The sequence below is a fragment of the Streptomyces sp. NPDC001816 genome, assembly GCF_042892235.1.
Classification (GTDB): Bacteria; Actinomycetota; Actinomycetes; order Streptomycetales; family Streptomycetaceae; genus Streptomyces.
This window is the reverse complement of sequence record NZ_JBIATY010000009.1, coordinates 16,890-34,429: the sequence shown is the minus strand read 5'-3', so window position 1 is coordinate 34,429 and position 17,540 is coordinate 16,890. Positions and strand designations below refer to the sequence as shown.

The window sequence follows — 17,540 nt, the reverse complement described above, 5'->3', positions numbered from 1 at the left end:
GGGTCAGCCGCGGAAGTCCGCCGGGCGCTCCGGGGACGCCTCCGCCAGGGCCTTCCGTACAGCTTCCAGGCCCGCCTGCAGGCCGTACACCGGGGTGCCCGGCTGCTGGCGCCAGGAGTCGTCGAGGCCGCCCGAGTCGACCGTGTCGAAGCCGAGTTCTTCGATGAGGTCGCGGACGACCTGCTTGGCGGCCTGGTCGTCGCCGGCCACCGGGAGGGCCAGGCGCTCGGGGTCGCCGGCCGGGCGGGGGCGGTCCAGGATGTCCTGGGCGTAGGTGCCGTTGAACGCCTTGATCACGGGGTGTCCGAGGTGCCGTTCGGTCCAGCGGCTCTCGGTCAGGCCCTCGTCCTCGATGCCGGCGATCCGGCCGTCGCGCTGCTGCGGGTAGTAGTTGTTGGTGTCGATCACGGCGACGCCCTCGGCCGCGCCGTCCAGCAGTCCGGAGGGGAGGTCGGGGACCCGGTGCAGGGGGACGGTGACCACGACGACCTGGGCGCCCTTGGCGGCCTCCGTCGCCGGGACCGGGGTGGCGCCGGTCTCCTCGGCCAGCTCCTTCAGGGTCTCGGGGCCACGGGAGTTGGCCACGGACACGTCGTGGCCGAGGGCGGTGAGCCGCCGGGTGAGGTTGCCGCCGATGTTGCCCGCGCCGATGATGCCGATCTTCATGACAGAGCCTTCCAGGGTCGATGCATGTGCATGCGTCGGTCGTCGGCGACAACCTCAGGGGGAACGGGAGTATTCCGGTGACTGCGGCAAGCGGATGACCGCTCGCAGAACGTCCTCAGACCCGTACGACGATCTTGCCCGTGTGCCGGTTGGACTCCATCAGGCGGTGGGCGTCCCCGATCCGGTCGAGGCCGTCGAAGACCTCACCGAGGACCGGGCGGAGGGTGCCGTCGGCGAGGCCCGAGGCGAGGTAGTGCGTGGCGCGGTGACGGCCTTCGGCGGTGCCTGTGAGGGAGATGTTGGCGTAGCCGTGGACGGTGAGCGGCCACTGCCGGGGCAGCAGGATGGGCCGCTCGTCCAGCCAGCCGTAGGAGACCAGGGTCCCGTCCTGGACGACCGCACCGCCCAGCTCCGCGAAGCCGGCGCCGCCGATCGCGTCGAGGACGATGTCCACTCCCCGCCCGCCGGTCAGCCGCCTGGCCTCCTTGACCACGTCCTCGTCGGCACTGACGATCACGTGCTCGGCGCCGAGGTCGAGCAGCCCCTGCCGCTTGGCGTCAGTACGGGTGGTGACGATCGGGACGGCTCCCGCCCGGCGGACGACCTGGATCGCCGCGGTGCCGACCCCGCTGGACGCGCCGGTGATCAGCACCTGGTGCCCCGGGACCAGGCCGGCCCGCTCCACCAGCGCGCCGTACGCCGTCGTGTACGTCAGCCAGGCGGCCGCACCCGTCACGGCGTCGACCCCGGCGGGGCGCGGGACCAGCGCGCTCTCCGGAAGGAGCACCCGGTCGCCGTAGACGCCGTGGGCGCTGAGTTCGAAGTTGGCGGCCGAGAGGACCGGGTCGCCCGGCGCGAAGGCGGTGACTTTCTCGCCGACCGCTTCGACCTCGCCCGCCGCCTCGTAGCCGTTGCGGGAGGCGGGCAGGGTCGGCCGGTAGTAGTAGGTGCCCGCGCGGAAGAGCACCTCGGCCCGGTTGAGGCCCAGCGCCTCGACCTTCACCAGCACCTCGCCCGGGCCGGGGGCGGGCAGCTCGACCTCCTCGACCGTGAGCACGTCGGGGCCGCCGAGTTCGTGAAAGAGCACTGTGCGTGCGGAAGTTGTCATGCCGTCGACGCTAGGTCCCGTACGGGAGACGCTCCATGTCCTCCGGTCTCGGTTTCATGTCCGTACGTCTTCCCGGTCGGGCTTCCGGGCTACGGTGGCCCCATGGACGTGCTCAGCGACGTCGTCGCCGCCATGCGCATCGGCCGGCCGCACTCCGCGCGCCACTACAAGTACGCGCCCTGGGGCCGCCACTTCGGCGCCACCGACGGGGCCGGCTTCCATGTGGTGCTGCGCGGCTCGGCCTGGCTGATCCCGGACGGCGGGGAGCCGGTGGCGCTGGCGCCCGGGGACGTCGTCTTCCTCGCGCACGGCCAGGGGCACGCGCTGGCCAGCGGGTTGGACGTACCCCTGCAGGAGGTACGGCTGCTGTCGGACGGCACCTGGAGCGGGCCGCCGCCGGGCGAGCCGCGGGAGGGCTGTGCGGACACGGTCACCCTGTGCGGCACCTACCGGCTCGACCGCGACCGCGCCCACCGGCTGCTGGCCGAACTGCCTCAGGTCGTGCACCTGCCCGCCCATGTCGGCAGCCACCGTTCGCTGCGGGCGGCGGTGGATCTGCTCGGGATGGAGCTGGAGGAACTGCGGCCGGGGACGGACGCGATCGTCACCTCGCTGCTGGACACGCTGCTGCTGTACATCCTGCGCGCCTGGTGGGAGAGCGAGCGTGAAGCGGGCCGGGCGCGCGGCTGGGCGTCCGCGCTGGCCGACCCGGCGGTCGCGGCGGCGCTGCGCGCGCTCCACGGTGACCCGGCGCAGGCCTGGACGGTGGCGCAGCTCGCCGCGACCGGCGGTCTGTCCCGCGCGGCCTTCGCCCGCCGCTTCACCGCGCTGGTGGGCGAGCCGCCGCTGACCTATCTGACGTGGTGGCGCATGACGGTCGCCGGACGGCTGCTGCGCCACGACGACCTGTCCCTGCGCCAGGTGGCCGCCCGCACCGGCTACACCTCGGAGTTCGCCTTCGCCAAGGCGTTCAAGCGGGAGCACGGGGTGGCGCCGGGGCAGTACCGACGGGGCGTGGCATGACGAAGGGGGCGCCCTCCCCACGGGACGGGCACCCCCTTCGGGTGGGTCACTTGTTCAGGTAGGCCCAGAACTCGTCGAACGACAGGACCTTGTCGCCGTTCAGATCGCGGGTCTTGATGATGGCCTCGGCGACCGCCTCGGTGACGTTCCAGTCGCCCTCCTGCGCCAGGGCGTGCTTGAACTCGGCGGCGGTGATGACACCGTCACCGTCCGCGTCGATCCGCTGGAACTGCTTGCGTGCTTCCTCGATGTCCGCCACCGATCCGCCCCTTTTGTTCGTGTTTCTCATGCCGTGCCGGCGTACTGTCGCTGGTCAGATTAACGGCCGCCGTGAGCAGGGAGTGCGGCGACCACCATGGAGACTCAGGGAGCGCGGTTGTGGAGACCTTGCGGGACATTCTCGACGCGGCGGCGCAGGGCGTCTTCCCGCCGGCGGACGGCGGCACGACGGTCGTTCCCCAGCCCTCGCCCAGGGACGCCGGTGTCCTGGCCTTCACGGCCCACTCGGTCGTGTTCACCGACGAGGATCCGCACTGGGTGCACGAGACGCTGCGCGCGGTGACCGAGGAGTGCGACGCGCTGGCCGCCACGATGAACGCGCGCTTCCTGACCGCGCTGATGGACCGCACGGGGTGCCGTACGGACACGGTCGACGTGATGGTCGTCGGGTCCCCGCTGCCGGGCCGTCCGGCGCTCGCGCTGCGGGAGATCGTCGACCCGTCCCACCCGCGGGTGGTCAGCTCGCGCCGGCGGCGCGACGAGGTCCGGGTGTGGGCAGCGGACGGCGGGGTGCTGGTGCTGGGGCGCGGGGTGGCGGGCCGGCTGGAGGTGGCGGTCGAGGTGGACGACGCGGTACGGCACCAGGGGCTGGGCCGGGCGCTGGTGGCGGCGGCGCGGCAGTTGGCCGACGAGCCGGTGTGGGCCCAGGTGTCGGCGGGGAACGCCCGCAGCATGCGGGCGTTCCAGGCGGCCGGGTACCTTCCGGTGGGCTCGGAGGTGCTGCTTCAGCGGAAGATGCCGGTGTGACCGAGTGAGTAGCGGCCCGGCTGCGGGTAGACGGCGAGGCCGTGCGGTCCGCTGCCGACCCCGATGCGGGCGAGTTCGGTGCCGGTGCGGGTGTCGATGGCGTACACCTCGGAGTTGTAGCGCCCGGAGAGCCACAGCACCTTGCCGTCGGAGGAGACCCCGCCCATGTCGGGGCTGCCGCCGCCGGGCAGGTGCCACTTCTTGGTGAGCCGGTTCTCGGTGAAGTCGAAGACGGAGATGGTGCCCTCGCCACGGTTGGAGACGTACATCTCCCGGGAGTCCCGGCTGACGTACAGCCCGTGGGCGCCCTTGCCGGTGGCGAGGAACTCCGGCTTGTCGAAGGTGTCCCCGTTCACGATCCACATGCCGTCGGCCACCATGTCGGCGATGTAGAAAAGCTTGCCGTCCGGGGAGACCTTGACGTCCTGCGGCATCGCGCCGTGCAACGGCAGCTTCTGGTGGGCGACGACCTCCATTCGCGCGGTGTCGACCTTGAGGAGTTCGCCGCTGAACTCGCAGGAGACGATGAAATAGCGGCCGTCCAGGGAGAAGTCGGCGTGGTTGACGCCGTAGCAGCCGACCGGGACGGTCTTCACGACCTTCATGGTGTGCGCGTCACGGAAGACGAGCTGACGGTCCATGGAGGCCATGACGATCGCGTACTTGCCGTCGGGCGTGAAGTACAGGTTGTACGGGTCGTGCACGTCGACCGGCTTGCCGGCCTTGCCGGTCTTCGGGTCGATGGGGGTGAGGCTGTTGCCGAGGTCGTTGTTGACCCAGAGGGTCTTCAGGTCCCAGGACGGCACCACGTGCTGGGGCTGCCGGCCGACCTTGATGGTCTCGAGGATCCGGTAGCTCTCCGGGTCGATGACCGTGACGGTGTCGGAGTTGGTGTTGGGGACGTACACCCGGGACGGGAAATCCTTGACGACCGGGGAGAGCCGGTTCGGCCGGTCGGCCGCGTAGACGTCGGTCGGGTCCAGCACCGGGGGCATCCCGGGCAACCCGTCCACCTGCTGCTTCTTCACCTGCGGCCGGGCAGGCGCCTTGCTGCCGAGGGCTGCGTTCTCCTCGTGCCCCTGGTGCTGGGCGCCACCGCTGCACGCGGACAGCAGTGCCAGGGCGGTGAGGGCGGCTCCGGCGGCCAGGAGGCGGGCGGCTTTCGTGGTTCGCATCAGCTCAGCAGCTCCGTGGTGGTGACCGCGCGCAGGTGGCGGCGGTCGAGTTCGTGGAGTACGGCGGGGAGGGCGGCGACCGTGTCCGGATAGCCGAAGTGCAGGCTCACCACCGAGCCGCCCCGCACTTCGGCGAGAACCCTGCGGGTGACGGCGTCGGCGCCGGGGCGGGTGTAGTCGAGCGAGTCGACGTCGTACGACAGCACGTGCGGGTAGCCCGCGGCGCGGGCGAGCCGGGTGACCAGCGGGGAGGCCGTCGGGGAGCGGGAGGGCCGGAACCAGGTGCCGATCGATCCGGTGAGCCGCTTCAGCCGGTCCGCGCAGTCGGTGATCTCCTTGCGGGCCTCGGCCTCGGCCATGGCGTTGACGGAGATGTGCCGCTGGGTGTGGTTGCCGAGGTCGTGGCCGCCGTCGAGGATGCGGCGGGCCAGGCCCGGGTGCTGGTCCAGCCAGGTGCCGACGGCGAGCACGGTCAGCCGGGCGCCGTGCTGCTCGGCCGTGCTGAGCAGGGACTCGGCGAAGTCGGGGTCGCCCTGCCCGTGGAAGGTGAGAGCGACCTGGGGGCGGGTGCGCGGGCCGTGGCTGATCTGGGCGGGCAGGCCGGCGTAGGCACGGGGGGCGGGGGCGGCGTGGGAGGTGGCCGCGGGACGGCCGGACGCGTCGGCGGGCGGGGCGGACCCGGGATGCGCGGCGGTCGTCGCGCCGGGCCGGGCGTCCTGGCCCGCGCCGCAACCGGCGGCGAAAGCGCCGCCGGTGACGAGCCCGGCACCCGCGCGCAGCACCCCGCGTCGGTTGGTCGTGGTCACCCGCACCATTTAAGGGGCGTTGGGTAAGAAAACGGCCGATTGCGCCGATCGAGGGGCGATTTCGGGTCGCAGGCGCCACCGGGCGCCGCGCACTCGGACGTGGGGGAGGATTCATTCGCAGGGAGCAAGCTGCCGGGTCTCCTCGACCCGCCTTCAGCGGTCGGCGACCCGCATCTCGAACCAGGTGGTCTTGCCGCGCGGCAGGAGGTCGACGCCCCAGCGGTCGGACAGCTTGTCCACCAGGAACAGGCCACGGCCGCTGACGTCCAGGTCCTGAACCGGCATCAGACAGGGCAGTCCGCGCGAGGGATCGCGGACCTCGACGCGGATCCAGCCGCGGCGGCGGCGCATCCGGAGGCCGAAGACCCGGGCCCCGGTGTGCCGTACGGCGTTGCCGACGAGTTCGGAGACGAGTAAGACCGCGTCCTCGGTCATCTTGGGGGTCAGCCCCCACTGCCGCAGTATGACGACCTGGGCGAGCCGGCGCGCGGTGGCCGCGGACTCCGGGCGGGACGGCAGCGGTACCTCCGCCTCCGTCGGGTTGCCGAACAGTTCGAGCGCCTTGAGCGCCTGTTCGTCCTCGACCGCGGGCGACCACCGCGCCGCGGCCGCACGGCTGTGTCCCCGCGGCTGTTCGATGCCCTCCAGCCCCGCCATGCCCCCATGATGGCCGTCCGAAGCCGTCTCCGTGGCCGTTCCGGGGGAATACGCCCCCCGTACGCCCCTGCCGCGCACCGACCTACCGGCATATGCCGATGACATGTCCGATCTTGGAACAGCCTGTCTGGCCTGCGGCGACGGCTCACTTCCGGGCAATCGACAGACTCCCTCGACGGGGCAGGTTTAAGGTTGCCTTAAGGCTCCCATAAACCGCCCCATCGGGGGACCCGGATCAGACAAGGCGTCAACTGCAAGCCTCATCGGGGAAGTTCGTCGGTGGACTTCACAGGAACTTCGCCTTGCCCGGCCCTTCCTCGACGAAGCTGCGCATGCCCCGCTCGCGGTCCTCGGTGGCGAACAGCCCCGCGAACCAGTTCCGCTCGACGGCGAGCCCGGTGTCGATGTCGGTCTCCAGGCCGGTGTCGACCGACTCCTTCGCCGCACGCAGCGCGATGGCCGGCCCCTGGGCCAGCTTGGCGGCCCAGGCGTGCGCCTGCTCGTAGACCTCGGCGGCCGGGACGACCCGGTCCACCAGGCCGATCGCGAGGGCCTCGTCGGCCTTCACCATCCGGCCCGTGAAGATGAGGTCCTTGGCCTTGGAGGGGCCCACGAGGCGGGGCAGCCGCTGGGTGCCGCCCGCGCCCGGGATGAGACCGAGCAGGATCTCCGGCTGACCGAGCTTGGCGTTGTCGGCGGCGATGCGGTAATCGGCGCACAGGGCCAGCTCGCAGCCGCCGCCGAGCGCGTACCCGGTGATGGCCGCGACGACGGGCTTGGGGATGCGGGCCACAGCGGTGAAGGAGTCCTGCAGGGCGCGTGAGCGCAGGACCATCGCGGTGTGGTCCATCGCCTGCATCTCCTTGATGTCCGCGCCCGCCGCGAACACCCGCTCACCGCCGTAGATGACCACGGCACGCACGTCCTCGCGGCGCGTGGCCTCCTCGGCGAGTTCCTTCAGCCGGTCCTGCGTGGCGACGTCCAGCGCGTTCATCGGCGGCCGGTCCAGCCGCAGCGTTCCGACACCTTCGGCGACTTCGAGATTCACGGTCATGCGCAGCAGGTTAACGGGGACTAACGGCAACTGGGTCGGTGCGGTCGATCACACCCGGCCGGGGGTCTGGGGGTTGCCCCCAGGCAGGCACAGCACGGGGACTAACGGCAACTGGGTCGGTGCGGTCGATCACACCCGGCCGGGGGTCTGGGGGTTGCCCCCAGGCAGGCACAGCACGGGGACTAACGGCAACTGGGTCGGTGCGGTCGATCACACCCGGCCGGGGGTCTGGGGGTTACCCCCAGGCAGGCACAGCACGGGCATTAACGACTGCGGGCCCGGTGCCGTAGGTCACAGCGCCGGGCCCGTAGCTCAGAGCGGGCTCACTTCTTCCAGTCGGCCCAGGACATGTTCCAGCCGTTGAGGCCGTTGGCCGGGTCCACCGTGCGGTCGTGGGAGTTCTTCACGACGACCACGTCGCCGCTCATCGAGTGGTTGAAGAACCAGGCCGCCGGCACGTTCTTGTCGTAGCCGCCGCGCACGTCACGCAGGCCGACGCAGCCGTGGCTGGCGTTGTAGTTGCCGAAGGCGTCGCCGCCCCAGTAGTTGCCGTGGATGAAGGTGCCGGAGTCGGTCAGGCGGATGGCGTGCGGGACGTCCTTGATGTCGTACTCGCCGCCGTAGCCCACGGTGTCGCCGTTCATGCGCGTCACCGTGAGCTTCTCCCGCATGACCATCTGGCCGTTCCAGGTGTCGTAGCCGGGCTTGCCGGTGGTCACCGGGATGGTCTTGATGACCTTGCCCTCCTGAGTGACCTTCATCGTGTGCTTCTTGGCGTCCACGATGGAGACCTGGTTGCGGCCGATGGTGAACTTCACCGTCTTGTGCTGCTCGCCGTAGACGCCGTCGCGGCCCTCGACGCCGTCCAGGTTGAGGTCGACGGTGACCTTCGTGCCGGCCTTCCAGTACTTCTCGGGGCGGAAGTCCAGGCGGTCGTTGCCGAACCAGTGACCCTCGACGTCGACGGCCGGCTCGGTCTTGATCCTGATGGCCTTCTCGACGTCGTCCGGGTTGGTGATGCCCCGGGTGAAGCGGACCGAGAACGGCATGCCCACGCCGACGGTGGAGCCGTCCTCGGGGGTGAAGGAGCCGACGAAGGTGCTCTGCGGAGTGAGCGTCGTGAAGCTGGAGTCCTCGGCGGCCTCGCGGCCCTCGGAGTCCTTGGCGACCGCGTGCACCGTGTACTTGGTGCCGGCGGCCAGATGCGTCGACGGCGTCCACGAGGCGCCGCCGGCGGCTATGGTGCCGTCGACCTTCGTGCCCTTGGCGTCCTTGACGGTGACCTCGGACAGCTTGCCCTTGCTGACGTTCACCTTCAGGGCGCCGCTGGTGTCGACGCCCGTGGCACCGGACTTGGGCGAGATGCTGACGGCGGCCGTCGACTGCTTGCCCTGCTGCGTGCCGGGGTCCTTGCCCTTCCCGTCGCCGGATCCGGACCCGGACCCCGAGTCACCGCCGCCGCATGCGGTGAGGGTCACGAGCAGGGCGCCGGCTATGAGTGCCAGCCCCTTACGGCCTCTCCCCCGGCCCCCCACCGACGCCCCCGAAACAGGCCGCACGTTCACTTGTTCTCCCCTCGCCGGGCCAGGTCAGGCCCGCTCCCCACCACACTTGGTGTGCGCATGTTAACCGCAGGGTTTTGAGCGAGGTGTCAGGTGAATGTCACCGTTCAGTCGCAAATTCAACCGGCCGCCCTCGCTCGCAACCCCGTCCCTCATCTGGTTACTTGACCGCGCTGCCCGCTTTCCACTCCTTCCACGCCATGTTCCACCCTCCGAGGCCATTGTCGGGAGCGACTGTTTTGTCCTTGCTGTTGACGACCTCGACGACGTCGCCGACCAGGCTGCGGTCGAAGAACCAGCCCGCCGGAGTGTCCGAACTGCCGCCCTTGACATCCCTCAACCCGACACAGCCGTGGCTGACGTTGACCCGGCCGGGGGCGTCCGGCGACCAGTAGTTGCCGTGCAGGAAGGTGCCGGACTCGGTGAGTCTCATGGCGTGCGGGACGTCGGGGATGTCGTACTCGCCGCCGAAGCCGACCGTTTGGCTGTTCATGCGGGTGACCTCGAGCATCTCCATCACCACCATCTTCCCGTTGTAGGTGGTGGTCTTGGGCGCGCCCGCGGTGATCGGCACGTTGGCCAGCAGCTGCCCGTCGCGCCGGACCTCCATCATGTGCTCGGCCGCGTCCACCAGGGAGACCTGGCTGCGGCCGACGGTGAAGGTGAACGTCTTGTCCTGCAGGCCGAAGGCGCCGGGCGACCCTTCGACGTCCCTGAGGCCGAGGTGGACGGTGACCTCGGTGCCGGGCTTCCAGTAGGCCTCGGGGCGGAAGTCCAGGCGGTTGTTCCCGAACCAGTGCGGGCGGATCTCCACGGGCGGCTTCGCGGTGACCCGTACGGCCCGTTCGACGGCGGCGCGGTGGGTGATCTCCCGGCTGAAGGTGAGGGAGACGATCATTCCGGTGCCGACGGTGGAGCGGTTCTCGGGGGTGACGTAGCTGATGAACCGCTCCGCGGGGACGAGGGTGGTGAAGGTGGTGTGCCGGGCCGAGCGCCGGCCCTCGGCGTCCAGCGCGACCGCGTCCACGGTGTACTTGGCGGCGAGCGCCAGCCGTTTGTCGTCCGGTTCCCAGCTGAGCCCGTCGGCGCTGATGTGCCCGGGGACCGGGGAGTCCTGCGCGTCCTGGGACTTGACGACCTTCACCTTCTCCAGGCGCCCGTCGGGCACCCGTACCCGCAGCCGGTCCCCGGGTTTGACGGCCGTTCCGCCGTCGTCGGGGGTGACCCTGATGACGTCCTCGGCGGCCGGATGTTTGCCGAAGACCCGGTCGAAGTCCAGTCCGCCGTGGCTGCCCGAGGAGCAGCCGGCCAGCAGACCGGCCCATGTCAGTACGGCGGCCATCACGGCCCCCGCGCGCCGTGCGCGCCCTTGTACGTGCCTCACGTGGGGCTCAACGACCGGGCACGCTCCCGGGAAACGTGAGTGCGACGCCAGGGCTGGGCAGAACAGTGGGGAGGACGACAGGGGAGCCTCCCCCAGCGGGGTACTCCCAGCCCACGTCGGAGCCGTCGGGGCGCAGCCGTAGCGGGCGGCCGGGCGTGCCCGGGACCGGAAGAGGTCCCGGGCACGCCCGGCCCTTCGGCACGGCCGACTGCGCCCCGGGGGCGAGCCACTGAAAGAGGGGCCGACTGGTGACGAGCGCAGCCGAGCAGCGGGCACTGGCCGAGGGGCGGGCCGCCGAGAGCGGGCACCCGGCGGCCGTGGTGGACGGCGTCCGTCGCGCCCTGCCTGCCGCCCCGCCCGCGTGGCCGGGGGCGCCGACTCCGCTGGGGGCCCGGTTCCGGGTGGGCCCGGACGGGGTCGCGGGCACCAACTTCGCGCTGTGGGCGGGCGGGGCGGAGGCGGTCCGGCTGTGCCTGTTCGACGAGCGGGGCCGGGAGACGCAGATCCCGCTGACCGAACTGACGCACGAGATCTGGCACGGCTTCGTCCCGGGCGTGATGCCGGGGCAGCGCTACGGCTATCGCGTCGACGGCCGCTGGGACCCGTGGACCGGCGCCCGCTGGAACCCGGCCAAGCTGCTGCTGGACCCGTACGCGCGGGCGGTGGACGGCGAGTACGCCGTTTTCGGGTTGCCACCCGAGGTGTACGGGCACGTCCGGGACTGGCCGGAGCAGCATGTCGCCGACACCGTGCGCGACGACCGGGACTCGGCGCCGTACGTCCCCAAGGGCGTCGTGGTCCACGATGACGACGACTGGGCCGACGACCGCCGCCCCAAGACACCCTGGGCGGACTCGGTGATCTACGAGCTGCATGTGCGCGGCTTCACCAGGCTGCACCCCGGCATACCCGAGGAACTGCGCGGCACGTACGCGGGTCTGGCGCACCCGGCCGCGATCGAGCACCTGGTGAAGCTGGGCGTGACGGCCGTGGAGCTGCTCCCCGTACACCAGTTCGCCCACGAGGACCACCTGCTGCGCCGCGGCCTGACGAACTACTGGGGCTACAACTCCATCGGCTACTTCGCCCCGCACGCGGCCTACGCGGCCTCCGGTACGACGGGCCAGCAGGTCGGCGAGTTCAAGCGGATGGTCCGCGCGCTGCACGCGGCCGGTATCGAGGTCGTCCTCGACGTGGTCTACAACCACACCGCCGAGGCGGGCGAGCTGGGCCCCACGCTCTCCCTGAAGGGCATCGACAACCGCGGCTACTACCGGCTCCAGGACGACGCCCGCCGGTTCGCCGACTACACCGGCTGCGGCAACACCCTGCACGTGGTCCAGCCCCAGGTGCTGCGGCTGATCACGGACTCGCTGCGCTACTGGGTGACGGAGATGGGCGTGGACGGCTTCCGCTTCGACCTGGCGGCGGCCCTGGCCCGCTCGATGCACGACGTCGACATGCTGTCGCCCTTTCTGGCCGTCATCGCCCAGGACCCCGTGCTGCGCCGGGTCAAGCTCATCGCCGAGCCGTGGGACATCGGCTCGGGCGGCTACCAGGTGGGCGCGTTCCCGCCGCTGTGGGCGGAGTGGAACGACCGCTACCGCAACGCCGTACGGGACTTCTGGCGCCACGCCCTGCCCGACGTGCGGGAGATGGGCTACCGCCTGTCCGGCTCCAGCGACCTGTACGCCTGGGGCGGCCGCCGCCCGTACGCCTCGGTCAACTTCGTCACCGCGCACGACGGTTTCACCCTGCGCGACCTGGTGTCGTACGAGACCAAGCACAACGAGGCCAACGGCGAGAACAACCGGGACGGCACCGACGACAACCGGTCCTGGAACGGCGGGACGGAGGGGGAGACGGACGACGAGCGGATACGGGCCCTGCGGCGCAGGCAGCTCAGGAACCTGCTGACGACCCTGCTGCTGTCCACCGGCGTGCCCATGCTGGTCGCCGGCGACGAACTCGGCCGCACCCAGCGCGGCAACAACAACGCCTACTGCCAGGACAACGAGATCAGCTGGCTGGACTGGTCCCTGCTGGACGACCCGGCCTGGCGCCCCCTGTTCGACCTGACCTCCCGGCTGATCGCCCTGCGCCACCGGCACCCGGTGCTGCGCCGCCGCGCCTTCTTCTCCGGCCGCGCCCACTCGGCGGACGGCCTGCGCGATCTGGCCTGGTTCACCTCCCGGGGCGAGGAGATGACCGAGGGCGACTGGTACGCACCCGCCGCCACGCTTGGCATGTATCTGTCCGGACGGGACATCCCGGGCCGGGACGAGCGGGGCGCGCCGGTCGTGGACGACAGCTTCCTCGCGGTGCTGCACGCGGGCGACCGGCCGACGGGCTTCGTGCTGCCGGGCGCGCCCTGGGCGGAACGGTACGAGGTCGTGGTCGACACCTCGCGGGAGGAACAGGCCGAGGCACCGGGAACGGTCCACGGGGCGGGCGAGGAGATCACGGTCCCGGCCCGGGCGGTGCTGCTGCTGAGGGTCGCGTGAGCCTGTGCGAGAGCTGTGCGAAAACTGTGCGTGACACGGATCACGCATCCCGAGTGCAACGCCCCCCCAGGTTCAGGGCCTTTTCCCTGGTGTGGACAGTCCGCGAGAACGGGGACTGTGCATTCATGGAAATTTCTGGAGGGATTTCTACCGTGAACAAGTTCGCGCGTGCATCGATCGCGGCAAGTGCCCTGTCTGCCGCACTGGTGACGGCCGTTGGGCTCGCACCGACGGCATCGGCGGCGGGCGGTCACAGCCTGAAAAACGGTTACGGCTATTGCCTGGGAAGCCTTAACGGATCCGATCGCACCGTTGGATACATGTGGTCCTGCAACGGCAACCGTGATCAGATCTGGACTTTCAATCACGTCGGTGAAGACGTCCGCGGGCACTTCTACCAGATAATCAACCGCAACGGCCAGTGCCTGGGCACCTATGGCGGCTCGAAGGAGCGGGGCGCAGACATCTCGGTGTGGGACTGCAACGGAAACCCCGACCAGATGTGGTACTGGAAGTCGGGTAGCGGAGCCGAGATCATCAACAGGAAATCAAACATGTGCCTTGCCGGGTCCGGCAGCTTCGGCAAGGGGTCTACTGCAATCCAGTGGAGCTGCAACGGTCACAAGGACCAGAAATGGCGCTGGGTCTAGTCCCCGGAGCCCTCTTCGTCGCTGCTACGCCAGACTGTCCCGCCACGCCCGGTGCAGGTCCGCGAAGCGGCCCGTGCCCGCGATGAGTTCGTCCGGGCGGCCGTCCTCGACGATCCGGCCGTGCTCCATGACCAGGACGCGGTCGGCGATCTCCACGGTGGACAGGCGGTGGGCGATCACCACGGCGGTGCGGCCCCGCAGGACCGTCGACATCGCCCGCTGGACGGCCCGTTCGCCCGGGATGTCCAGGGAGCTGGTGGCCTCGTCCAGGATCAGGACCGCCGGGTCGGCGAGCAACGCGCGGGCGAAGGAGACCAGTTGGCGCTGCCCGGCCGAGATGCGCCCGCCGCGCTTGCGTACGTCGGTGTCGTACCCGTCGGGCAGTGCGCTGATGAACTCGTGCGCGCCGATCGCCTTCGCGGCCCGCTCGATCTCCTCGCGGGTGGCGTCGGGCCGGCCGATCGCGATGTTGTCCGCGACCGTGCCGGAGAACAGGAAGGCCTCCTGGGTCACCATGACCACCCCGCGCCGCAGTTCGGGCACGGCCAGCTCGCGCAGGTCGACGCCGTCCAGCAGCACCCGGCCGTCGGAGGGGTCGTAGAAGCGGGCGAGCAGCTTGGCCAGGGTGGACTTGCCAGCGCCGGTGGAGCCGACGACGGCGACGGTCTGCCCGGCGGGGAGGGTCAGGTCGAAGCGGGGCAGCACCTCGCCGCCGGTGCGGTAGGCGAAGCGGACCCCGTCGAAGACGACCTCGCGCCCCGGAAACTCGCCCTTCGACGGGGGGAGTTCACGGGGCGTCGACGGCTCCGGCACGGACGGCGTCTGCGCCAGCAGCCCGGCGATCTTCTCCAGGGAGGCGGCCGCCGAATGGTAGGAGTTCAGGAACATGCCGAGCCGGTCGATCGGGTCGTACAGCCGCCGCAGATACAGCACCGCGGCCGCCAGCACACCCAGCGCCAGCGAGCCGGACGCCACGCGGTAGGCACCCCACAGGACGATCGCGGCGACCGCCGTGTTGGCCACCAGGCGGGACCCGATCACGTACCGGGCCATCTCCAGCAGCGCGTCCCCGTTCGTCCGCTCGTGCCGCCTGTTGAGGACGGCGAACTCGGCGTCGTTCGCGGCCTCCCGGCGGAACGCGCGCACCGGGCGGATGCCGTTCATCGTCTCCACGAACTTCACGATCACCGCGGCGATCGCCGTGGAGCGCGCGCGGTACACCCGCCCCGCGCGCTGCTGGTAGACCCGTACGAGCAGGTACAGCGGCACGAAGGAGGCCACCGCGACCGCGCCGAGGCCGAGATCCAGCCACAGCAGCATCGCCGAGATGTAGACGAAGGACAGCACGACGGTCACCAGCTCCTGGAGCCCCTCGTTGAGGAGTTCGCGCAGCGACTCGACGTCCGTCGTGGAGCGGGAGATCATGCGACCGCTCGTGTATCGCTCGTGGAAGTCGACGCTCAGCGCCTGCGCGTGCCGGAAGATCCGGCCGCGCAGGTCCAGCAGCACGTCCTGGTTCACCCGGGCGGAGACCTCGATGAACGCGAACTGCAGCCCGCCGGAGAGCAGCGCGCAGGCCAGATAGCCGACGGCGACCGCGATCAGCGGACCGTGGTCGTGGTCCCGGAACGCCGGTACGGCGGTGTCGAGGGCGTACGCCACCAGCAGCGGGCCCGCCTGCACGGCCGCCTGCTGCAGCAGCAGGAGGACGGTGGTGAGGGTGACCCGGGCCCTCATGGGCGCGAGCAGCGAGCGCAGGAGGGAGGCCGTCGCCCCGGGCGGCGTGGGCAGGACGTCCTGGTCGAAGGGATCGCCTGCGCCACCGGTGTCCTTGGGGCGGGGGAGTTCGTCGTCGTTGTCCGTGGCGGGGGCGGCGGTCGTGGTGGTGGTCATCGGAGGTCCCCTCGTTCCCCTTCTCTGCCTTGTTCGCCTGCTTGGCCCTGTTCGCCTTCTTCGCCGGACATCAGGTGTGCGTACTCGGCGTTGGTGCGCAGCAGTTCCTGGTGTGTGCCGACGGCGGTGATCCGGCCGCCCGACAGCAGGGCGACCCGGTCGGCGAGCAGCACCGTGGACGGGCGGTGGGCCACGATCAGTGCGGTGGTGTCCGCGAGGACGTGCCGCAGCGCGGCCTCCACGGCGGCCTCCGTGTGCACGTCCAGGGCGGACAGCGGGTCGTCCAGTACGAGGAACTCCGGCCGCCCGACGACCGCGCGGGCCAGCGCGAGACGCTGGCGCTGGCCGCCGGACAGGCTCAGGCCCTGTTCGCCGACCTGGGTGCCGGTGCCCTGCGGGAGCGCGTGCGCGAACTCGGCCTGCGCCACGGCGAGGGCGCGGTCGAGGTCCGCCTCCGAGGCGTCGTCCCCGGCCCCCATGAGCACGTTCTCGCCGACGCTGGCCGAGAACAGGGTGGGCTCCTCGAAGGCTACGGCGACCTTGGCGCGCACCTCCTCGCGGGACATCGTGGTGATGTCGACACCGTCCAGGGTGATGTGCCCGGAGGTCAGCTCGTGCAGGCGGGGGATGAGGGCGGTGAGGGTCGTCTTTCCGCTGCCGGTGGCTCCGACGAGGGCCATCGACTCGCCGGGGCGGATGTGGAGGTCGATGTGGTCGAGGAGGGGTGGGGAGTCGGGGGGAGCGTCAGGGTAGCGGAACCGGACGTTCTCGAAACGCAGTCCCTGCGCAGCGGCAGCTCGCGGCGCCGAGTCACGCGGGCCACCCGCAGCCGACCCGTCTTCCGATCCGTCTTCCGGCACCTCGTCCATCACCTCGAAGTACCGCTCGGTCGCCGTCGCCGCCTCCTGGCTCATCGCCAGCAGGAAGCCGATCGAGTCCACCGGCCACCGCAGCGCGAGTGCCGTGCTCAGAAAGGCGACCAGCGTGCCCGCGGACAGGTCCCCGTCGGCCACCCGTACCGCTCCGAGCACCAGCGCCGCACCGATCGCCACCTCGGGAAGCGTCACGATGACGCCCCAGATGGTCGCCAGCAGCCGTGCCTTGCGCAGCTCCGTGCCGCGCAGCGTGCCCGACAGCTCCCGGAACGCCCGCGCCTGGCTGCGGTGCCGGCCGAAGCCCTTGATGATGCGGATGCCGAGCACGCTCTCCTCGACCACCGTCGTCAGATCCCCGACCTGGTCCTGGGCGCGCCGCGCCACCTCGGCGTAGCGCCGCTCGAAGACCACGCAGGTCCACATGACGGGGACGGCCGGCCCGAGGATGACCAGCCCGAGCCTCCAGTCCTGCATCAGCATGATCACCACGCCGACCAGGATCGTCACCCCGTTGACCAGCAGGAAGGTCAGCGGGAAGGCGAGGAACATACGCAGCAGCATCAGGTCGGTGGTGCCCCGGGAGAGCAACTGGCCGGACGCCCAGCGGTCGTGGAAGGACACGGGCAGCCGCTGCAGACGGCCGTACAGGCCCGCCCGCATCTCCGCCTCGACGTGCGACAGCGGCCGGGCCACCAGCCAGCGCCGTATGCCGAACAGGACGGCCTCGGCGAGGCCGAGCAGCAGCAGGTACAGCGCGCCGAGCCACACCCCGGCCGGATCCCGGTGGGCGACCGGTCCGTCGACCAGCCACTTCAGGACGAGCGGGATCACCAGTCCGGTGCAGGAGGCGACGATCGCGACGAACGCGGCCGTGAACAGCCGGGCCCGCACGGGGCGGACGTACGGCCACAGGCGCAGAAGGGTGCGTACGGCGGAGCGGTCCTCGGTGGTTGCACGTGTCGTGGGCATCATCGCGAGCGTACGGATCCGCACTGACATCGCCCACCGAGTTTTGGCCGGACCGGCAGGGGTCGCAGGTGTCGGGGCTGCGACGGCCCACGGTCTTATTCGTTGGAGCAACCATCCTTACGCTGAGTACGTTCGACGTCTCCGGTCAGGGCCGCTGTTCCGGTGGGTGTCGTACGGAACGGGGGATG

At 70.9% G+C, this 17,540-nt stretch carries 15 protein-coding genes; 4 read left to right on the top strand and 11 right to left on the bottom strand.

Annotation, left to right across the window (positions count from 1 at the left end):
- Positions 1-3 precede the first annotated feature (3 nt).
- Positions 4-681, bottom strand: a complete 678-nt coding sequence (locus ACFYZZ_RS29200) for an NADPH-dependent F420 reductase (RefSeq protein WP_389182680.1) — start codon at positions 679-681, stop codon at positions 4-6.
- A gap of 100 nt (positions 682-781) precedes the next feature.
- The gene (locus ACFYZZ_RS29195) at positions 782-1,774 is read right to left on the bottom strand and encodes a zinc-dependent alcohol dehydrogenase family protein (protein ID WP_389182006.1); all 993 of its coding nucleotides are present in this window, start codon (positions 1,772-1,774) and stop codon (positions 782-784) included.
- Positions 1,775-1,876: 102 nt separating this feature from the next.
- Here ACFYZZ_RS29195 and ACFYZZ_RS29190 point away from each other — a divergent pair, with 102 nt between their 5' ends.
- Positions 1,877-2,797, top strand: a complete 921-nt coding sequence (locus tag ACFYZZ_RS29190) for an AraC family transcriptional regulator (RefSeq protein ID WP_389182003.1) — start codon at positions 1,877-1,879, stop codon at positions 2,795-2,797.
- 46 nt (positions 2,798-2,843) lie between these two features.
- On the opposite strand, the gene ACFYZZ_RS29185 is transcribed toward ACFYZZ_RS29190, so the two are convergent.
- Positions 2,844-3,056: an EF-hand domain-containing protein gene (locus ACFYZZ_RS29185; protein WP_389182000.1), complete on the bottom strand. Its 213-nt coding sequence runs from the start codon at positions 3,054-3,056 to the stop codon at positions 2,844-2,846.
- A 119-nt stretch (positions 3,057-3,175) separates the two neighbouring features.
- Here ACFYZZ_RS29185 and ACFYZZ_RS29180 point away from each other — a divergent pair, with 119 nt between their 5' ends.
- The gene (locus tag ACFYZZ_RS29180) at positions 3,176-3,823 is read left to right on the top strand and encodes a GNAT family N-acetyltransferase (RefSeq protein WP_389181997.1); all 648 of its coding nucleotides are present in this window, start codon (positions 3,176-3,178) and stop codon (positions 3,821-3,823) included.
- On the opposite strand, the gene ACFYZZ_RS29175 is transcribed toward ACFYZZ_RS29180, so the two are convergent.
- The 6 genes from ACFYZZ_RS29175 to ACFYZZ_RS29150 all read right to left on the bottom strand — a co-directional run bounded on the left by ACFYZZ_RS29175 (position 3,802) and on the right by ACFYZZ_RS29150 (position 10,461).
- Positions 3,802-4,998 (bottom strand): YncE family protein, encoded by a 1,197-nt coding sequence (locus ACFYZZ_RS29175; protein ID WP_389181994.1) that lies wholly within the window; start codon positions 4,996-4,998, stop codon positions 3,802-3,804. The genes ACFYZZ_RS29180 and ACFYZZ_RS29175 overlap by 22 nt on opposite strands.
- Complete coding sequence (locus ACFYZZ_RS29170; protein WP_389181991.1) at positions 4,998-5,813, bottom strand: polysaccharide deacetylase family protein; 816 nt, start codon at positions 5,811-5,813, stop codon at positions 4,998-5,000. Before ACFYZZ_RS29170 ends, ACFYZZ_RS29175 begins: the two co-directional genes overlap by 1 nt.
- 144 nt (positions 5,814-5,957) lie before the next feature.
- Positions 5,958-6,461, bottom strand: coding sequence for an ATP-binding protein (locus ACFYZZ_RS29165; RefSeq protein WP_389181988.1), 504 nt, complete (start codon positions 6,459-6,461; stop codon positions 5,958-5,960).
- Positions 6,462-6,747: 286 nt separating this feature from the next.
- Positions 6,748-7,515 carry an enoyl-CoA hydratase/isomerase family protein gene (locus tag ACFYZZ_RS29160; protein WP_389181985.1) on the bottom strand — a complete coding sequence of 256 codons (768 nt, stop codon included), beginning with the start codon at positions 7,513-7,515 and terminating at the stop codon, positions 6,748-6,750.
- 323 nt (positions 7,516-7,838) lie between these two features.
- Positions 7,839-9,080 (bottom strand): Ig-like domain-containing protein, encoded by a 1,242-nt coding sequence (locus ACFYZZ_RS29155; protein ID WP_389181982.1) that lies wholly within the window; start codon positions 9,078-9,080, stop codon positions 7,839-7,841.
- A 157-nt stretch (positions 9,081-9,237) separates the two neighbouring features.
- Complete coding sequence (locus ACFYZZ_RS29150) at positions 9,238-10,461, bottom strand: Ig-like domain-containing protein (protein ID WP_389181979.1); 1,224 nt, start codon at positions 10,459-10,461, stop codon at positions 9,238-9,240.
- Between the two features lie 248 nt (positions 10,462-10,709).
- Between ACFYZZ_RS29150 and glgX the strand changes: the two genes are divergently transcribed.
- Both glgX and ACFYZZ_RS29140 read left to right on the top strand, forming a co-directional pair.
- Positions 10,710-12,965 carry a glycogen debranching protein GlgX gene (glgX, locus tag ACFYZZ_RS29145; RefSeq protein WP_389181976.1) on the top strand — a complete coding sequence of 752 codons (2,256 nt, stop codon included), beginning with the start codon at positions 10,710-10,712 and terminating at the stop codon, positions 12,963-12,965.
- Positions 12,966-13,117: 152 nt separating this feature from the next.
- Positions 13,118-13,615, top strand: coding sequence for an RICIN domain-containing protein (locus ACFYZZ_RS29140; RefSeq protein ID WP_389181974.1), 498 nt, complete (start codon positions 13,118-13,120; stop codon positions 13,613-13,615).
- A 24-nt stretch (positions 13,616-13,639) separates the two neighbouring features.
- Here the strand turns inward: ACFYZZ_RS29140 and ACFYZZ_RS29135 are convergent, their stop codons facing one another.
- The gene (locus ACFYZZ_RS29135) at positions 13,640-15,508 is read right to left on the bottom strand and encodes an ABC transporter ATP-binding protein (protein ID WP_389181971.1); all 1,869 of its coding nucleotides are present in this window, start codon (positions 15,506-15,508) and stop codon (positions 13,640-13,642) included.
- A complete protein-coding gene (locus ACFYZZ_RS29130) occupies positions 15,505-17,352 on the bottom strand; it encodes an ABC transporter ATP-binding protein (RefSeq protein ID WP_389181968.1) in 1,848 nt (615 codons plus the stop codon). Before ACFYZZ_RS29130 ends, ACFYZZ_RS29135 begins: the two co-directional genes overlap by 4 nt.
- Positions 17,353-17,540: the final 188 nt, after the last annotated feature.

What these genes read in the sequence shown, in the direction of transcription:
- ACFYZZ_RS29130 (WP_389181968.1), bottom strand. Translation starts at nt 17,352, where the DNA reads ATGCCCACGACACGTGCAACCACCGAGGACCGCTCCGCCGTACGCACC.
- ACFYZZ_RS29160 (WP_389181985.1), bottom strand. Translation starts at nt 7,515, where the DNA reads ATGACCGTGAATCTCGAAGTCGCCGAAGGTGTCGGAACGCTGCGGCTG.
- ACFYZZ_RS29190 (WP_389182003.1), top strand. Translation starts at nt 1,877, where the DNA reads ATGGACGTGCTCAGCGACGTCGTCGCCGCCATGCGCATCGGCCGGCCG.
- ACFYZZ_RS29175 (WP_389181994.1), bottom strand. Translation starts at nt 4,998, where the DNA reads ATGCGAACCACGAAAGCCGCCCGCCTCCTGGCCGCCGGAGCCGCCCTC.
- ACFYZZ_RS29165 (WP_389181988.1), bottom strand. Translation starts at nt 6,461, where the DNA reads ATGGCGGGGCTGGAGGGCATCGAACAGCCGCGGGGACACAGCCGTGCG.
- ACFYZZ_RS29135 (WP_389181971.1), bottom strand. Translation starts at nt 15,508, where the DNA reads ATGACCACCACCACGACCGCCGCCCCCGCCACGGACAACGACGACGAA.
- ACFYZZ_RS29195 (WP_389182006.1), bottom strand. Translation starts at nt 1,774, where the DNA reads ATGACAACTTCCGCACGCACAGTGCTCTTTCACGAACTCGGCGGCCCC.
- ACFYZZ_RS29170 (WP_389181991.1), bottom strand. Translation starts at nt 5,813, where the DNA reads ATGGTGCGGGTGACCACGACCAACCGACGCGGGGTGCTGCGCGCGGGT.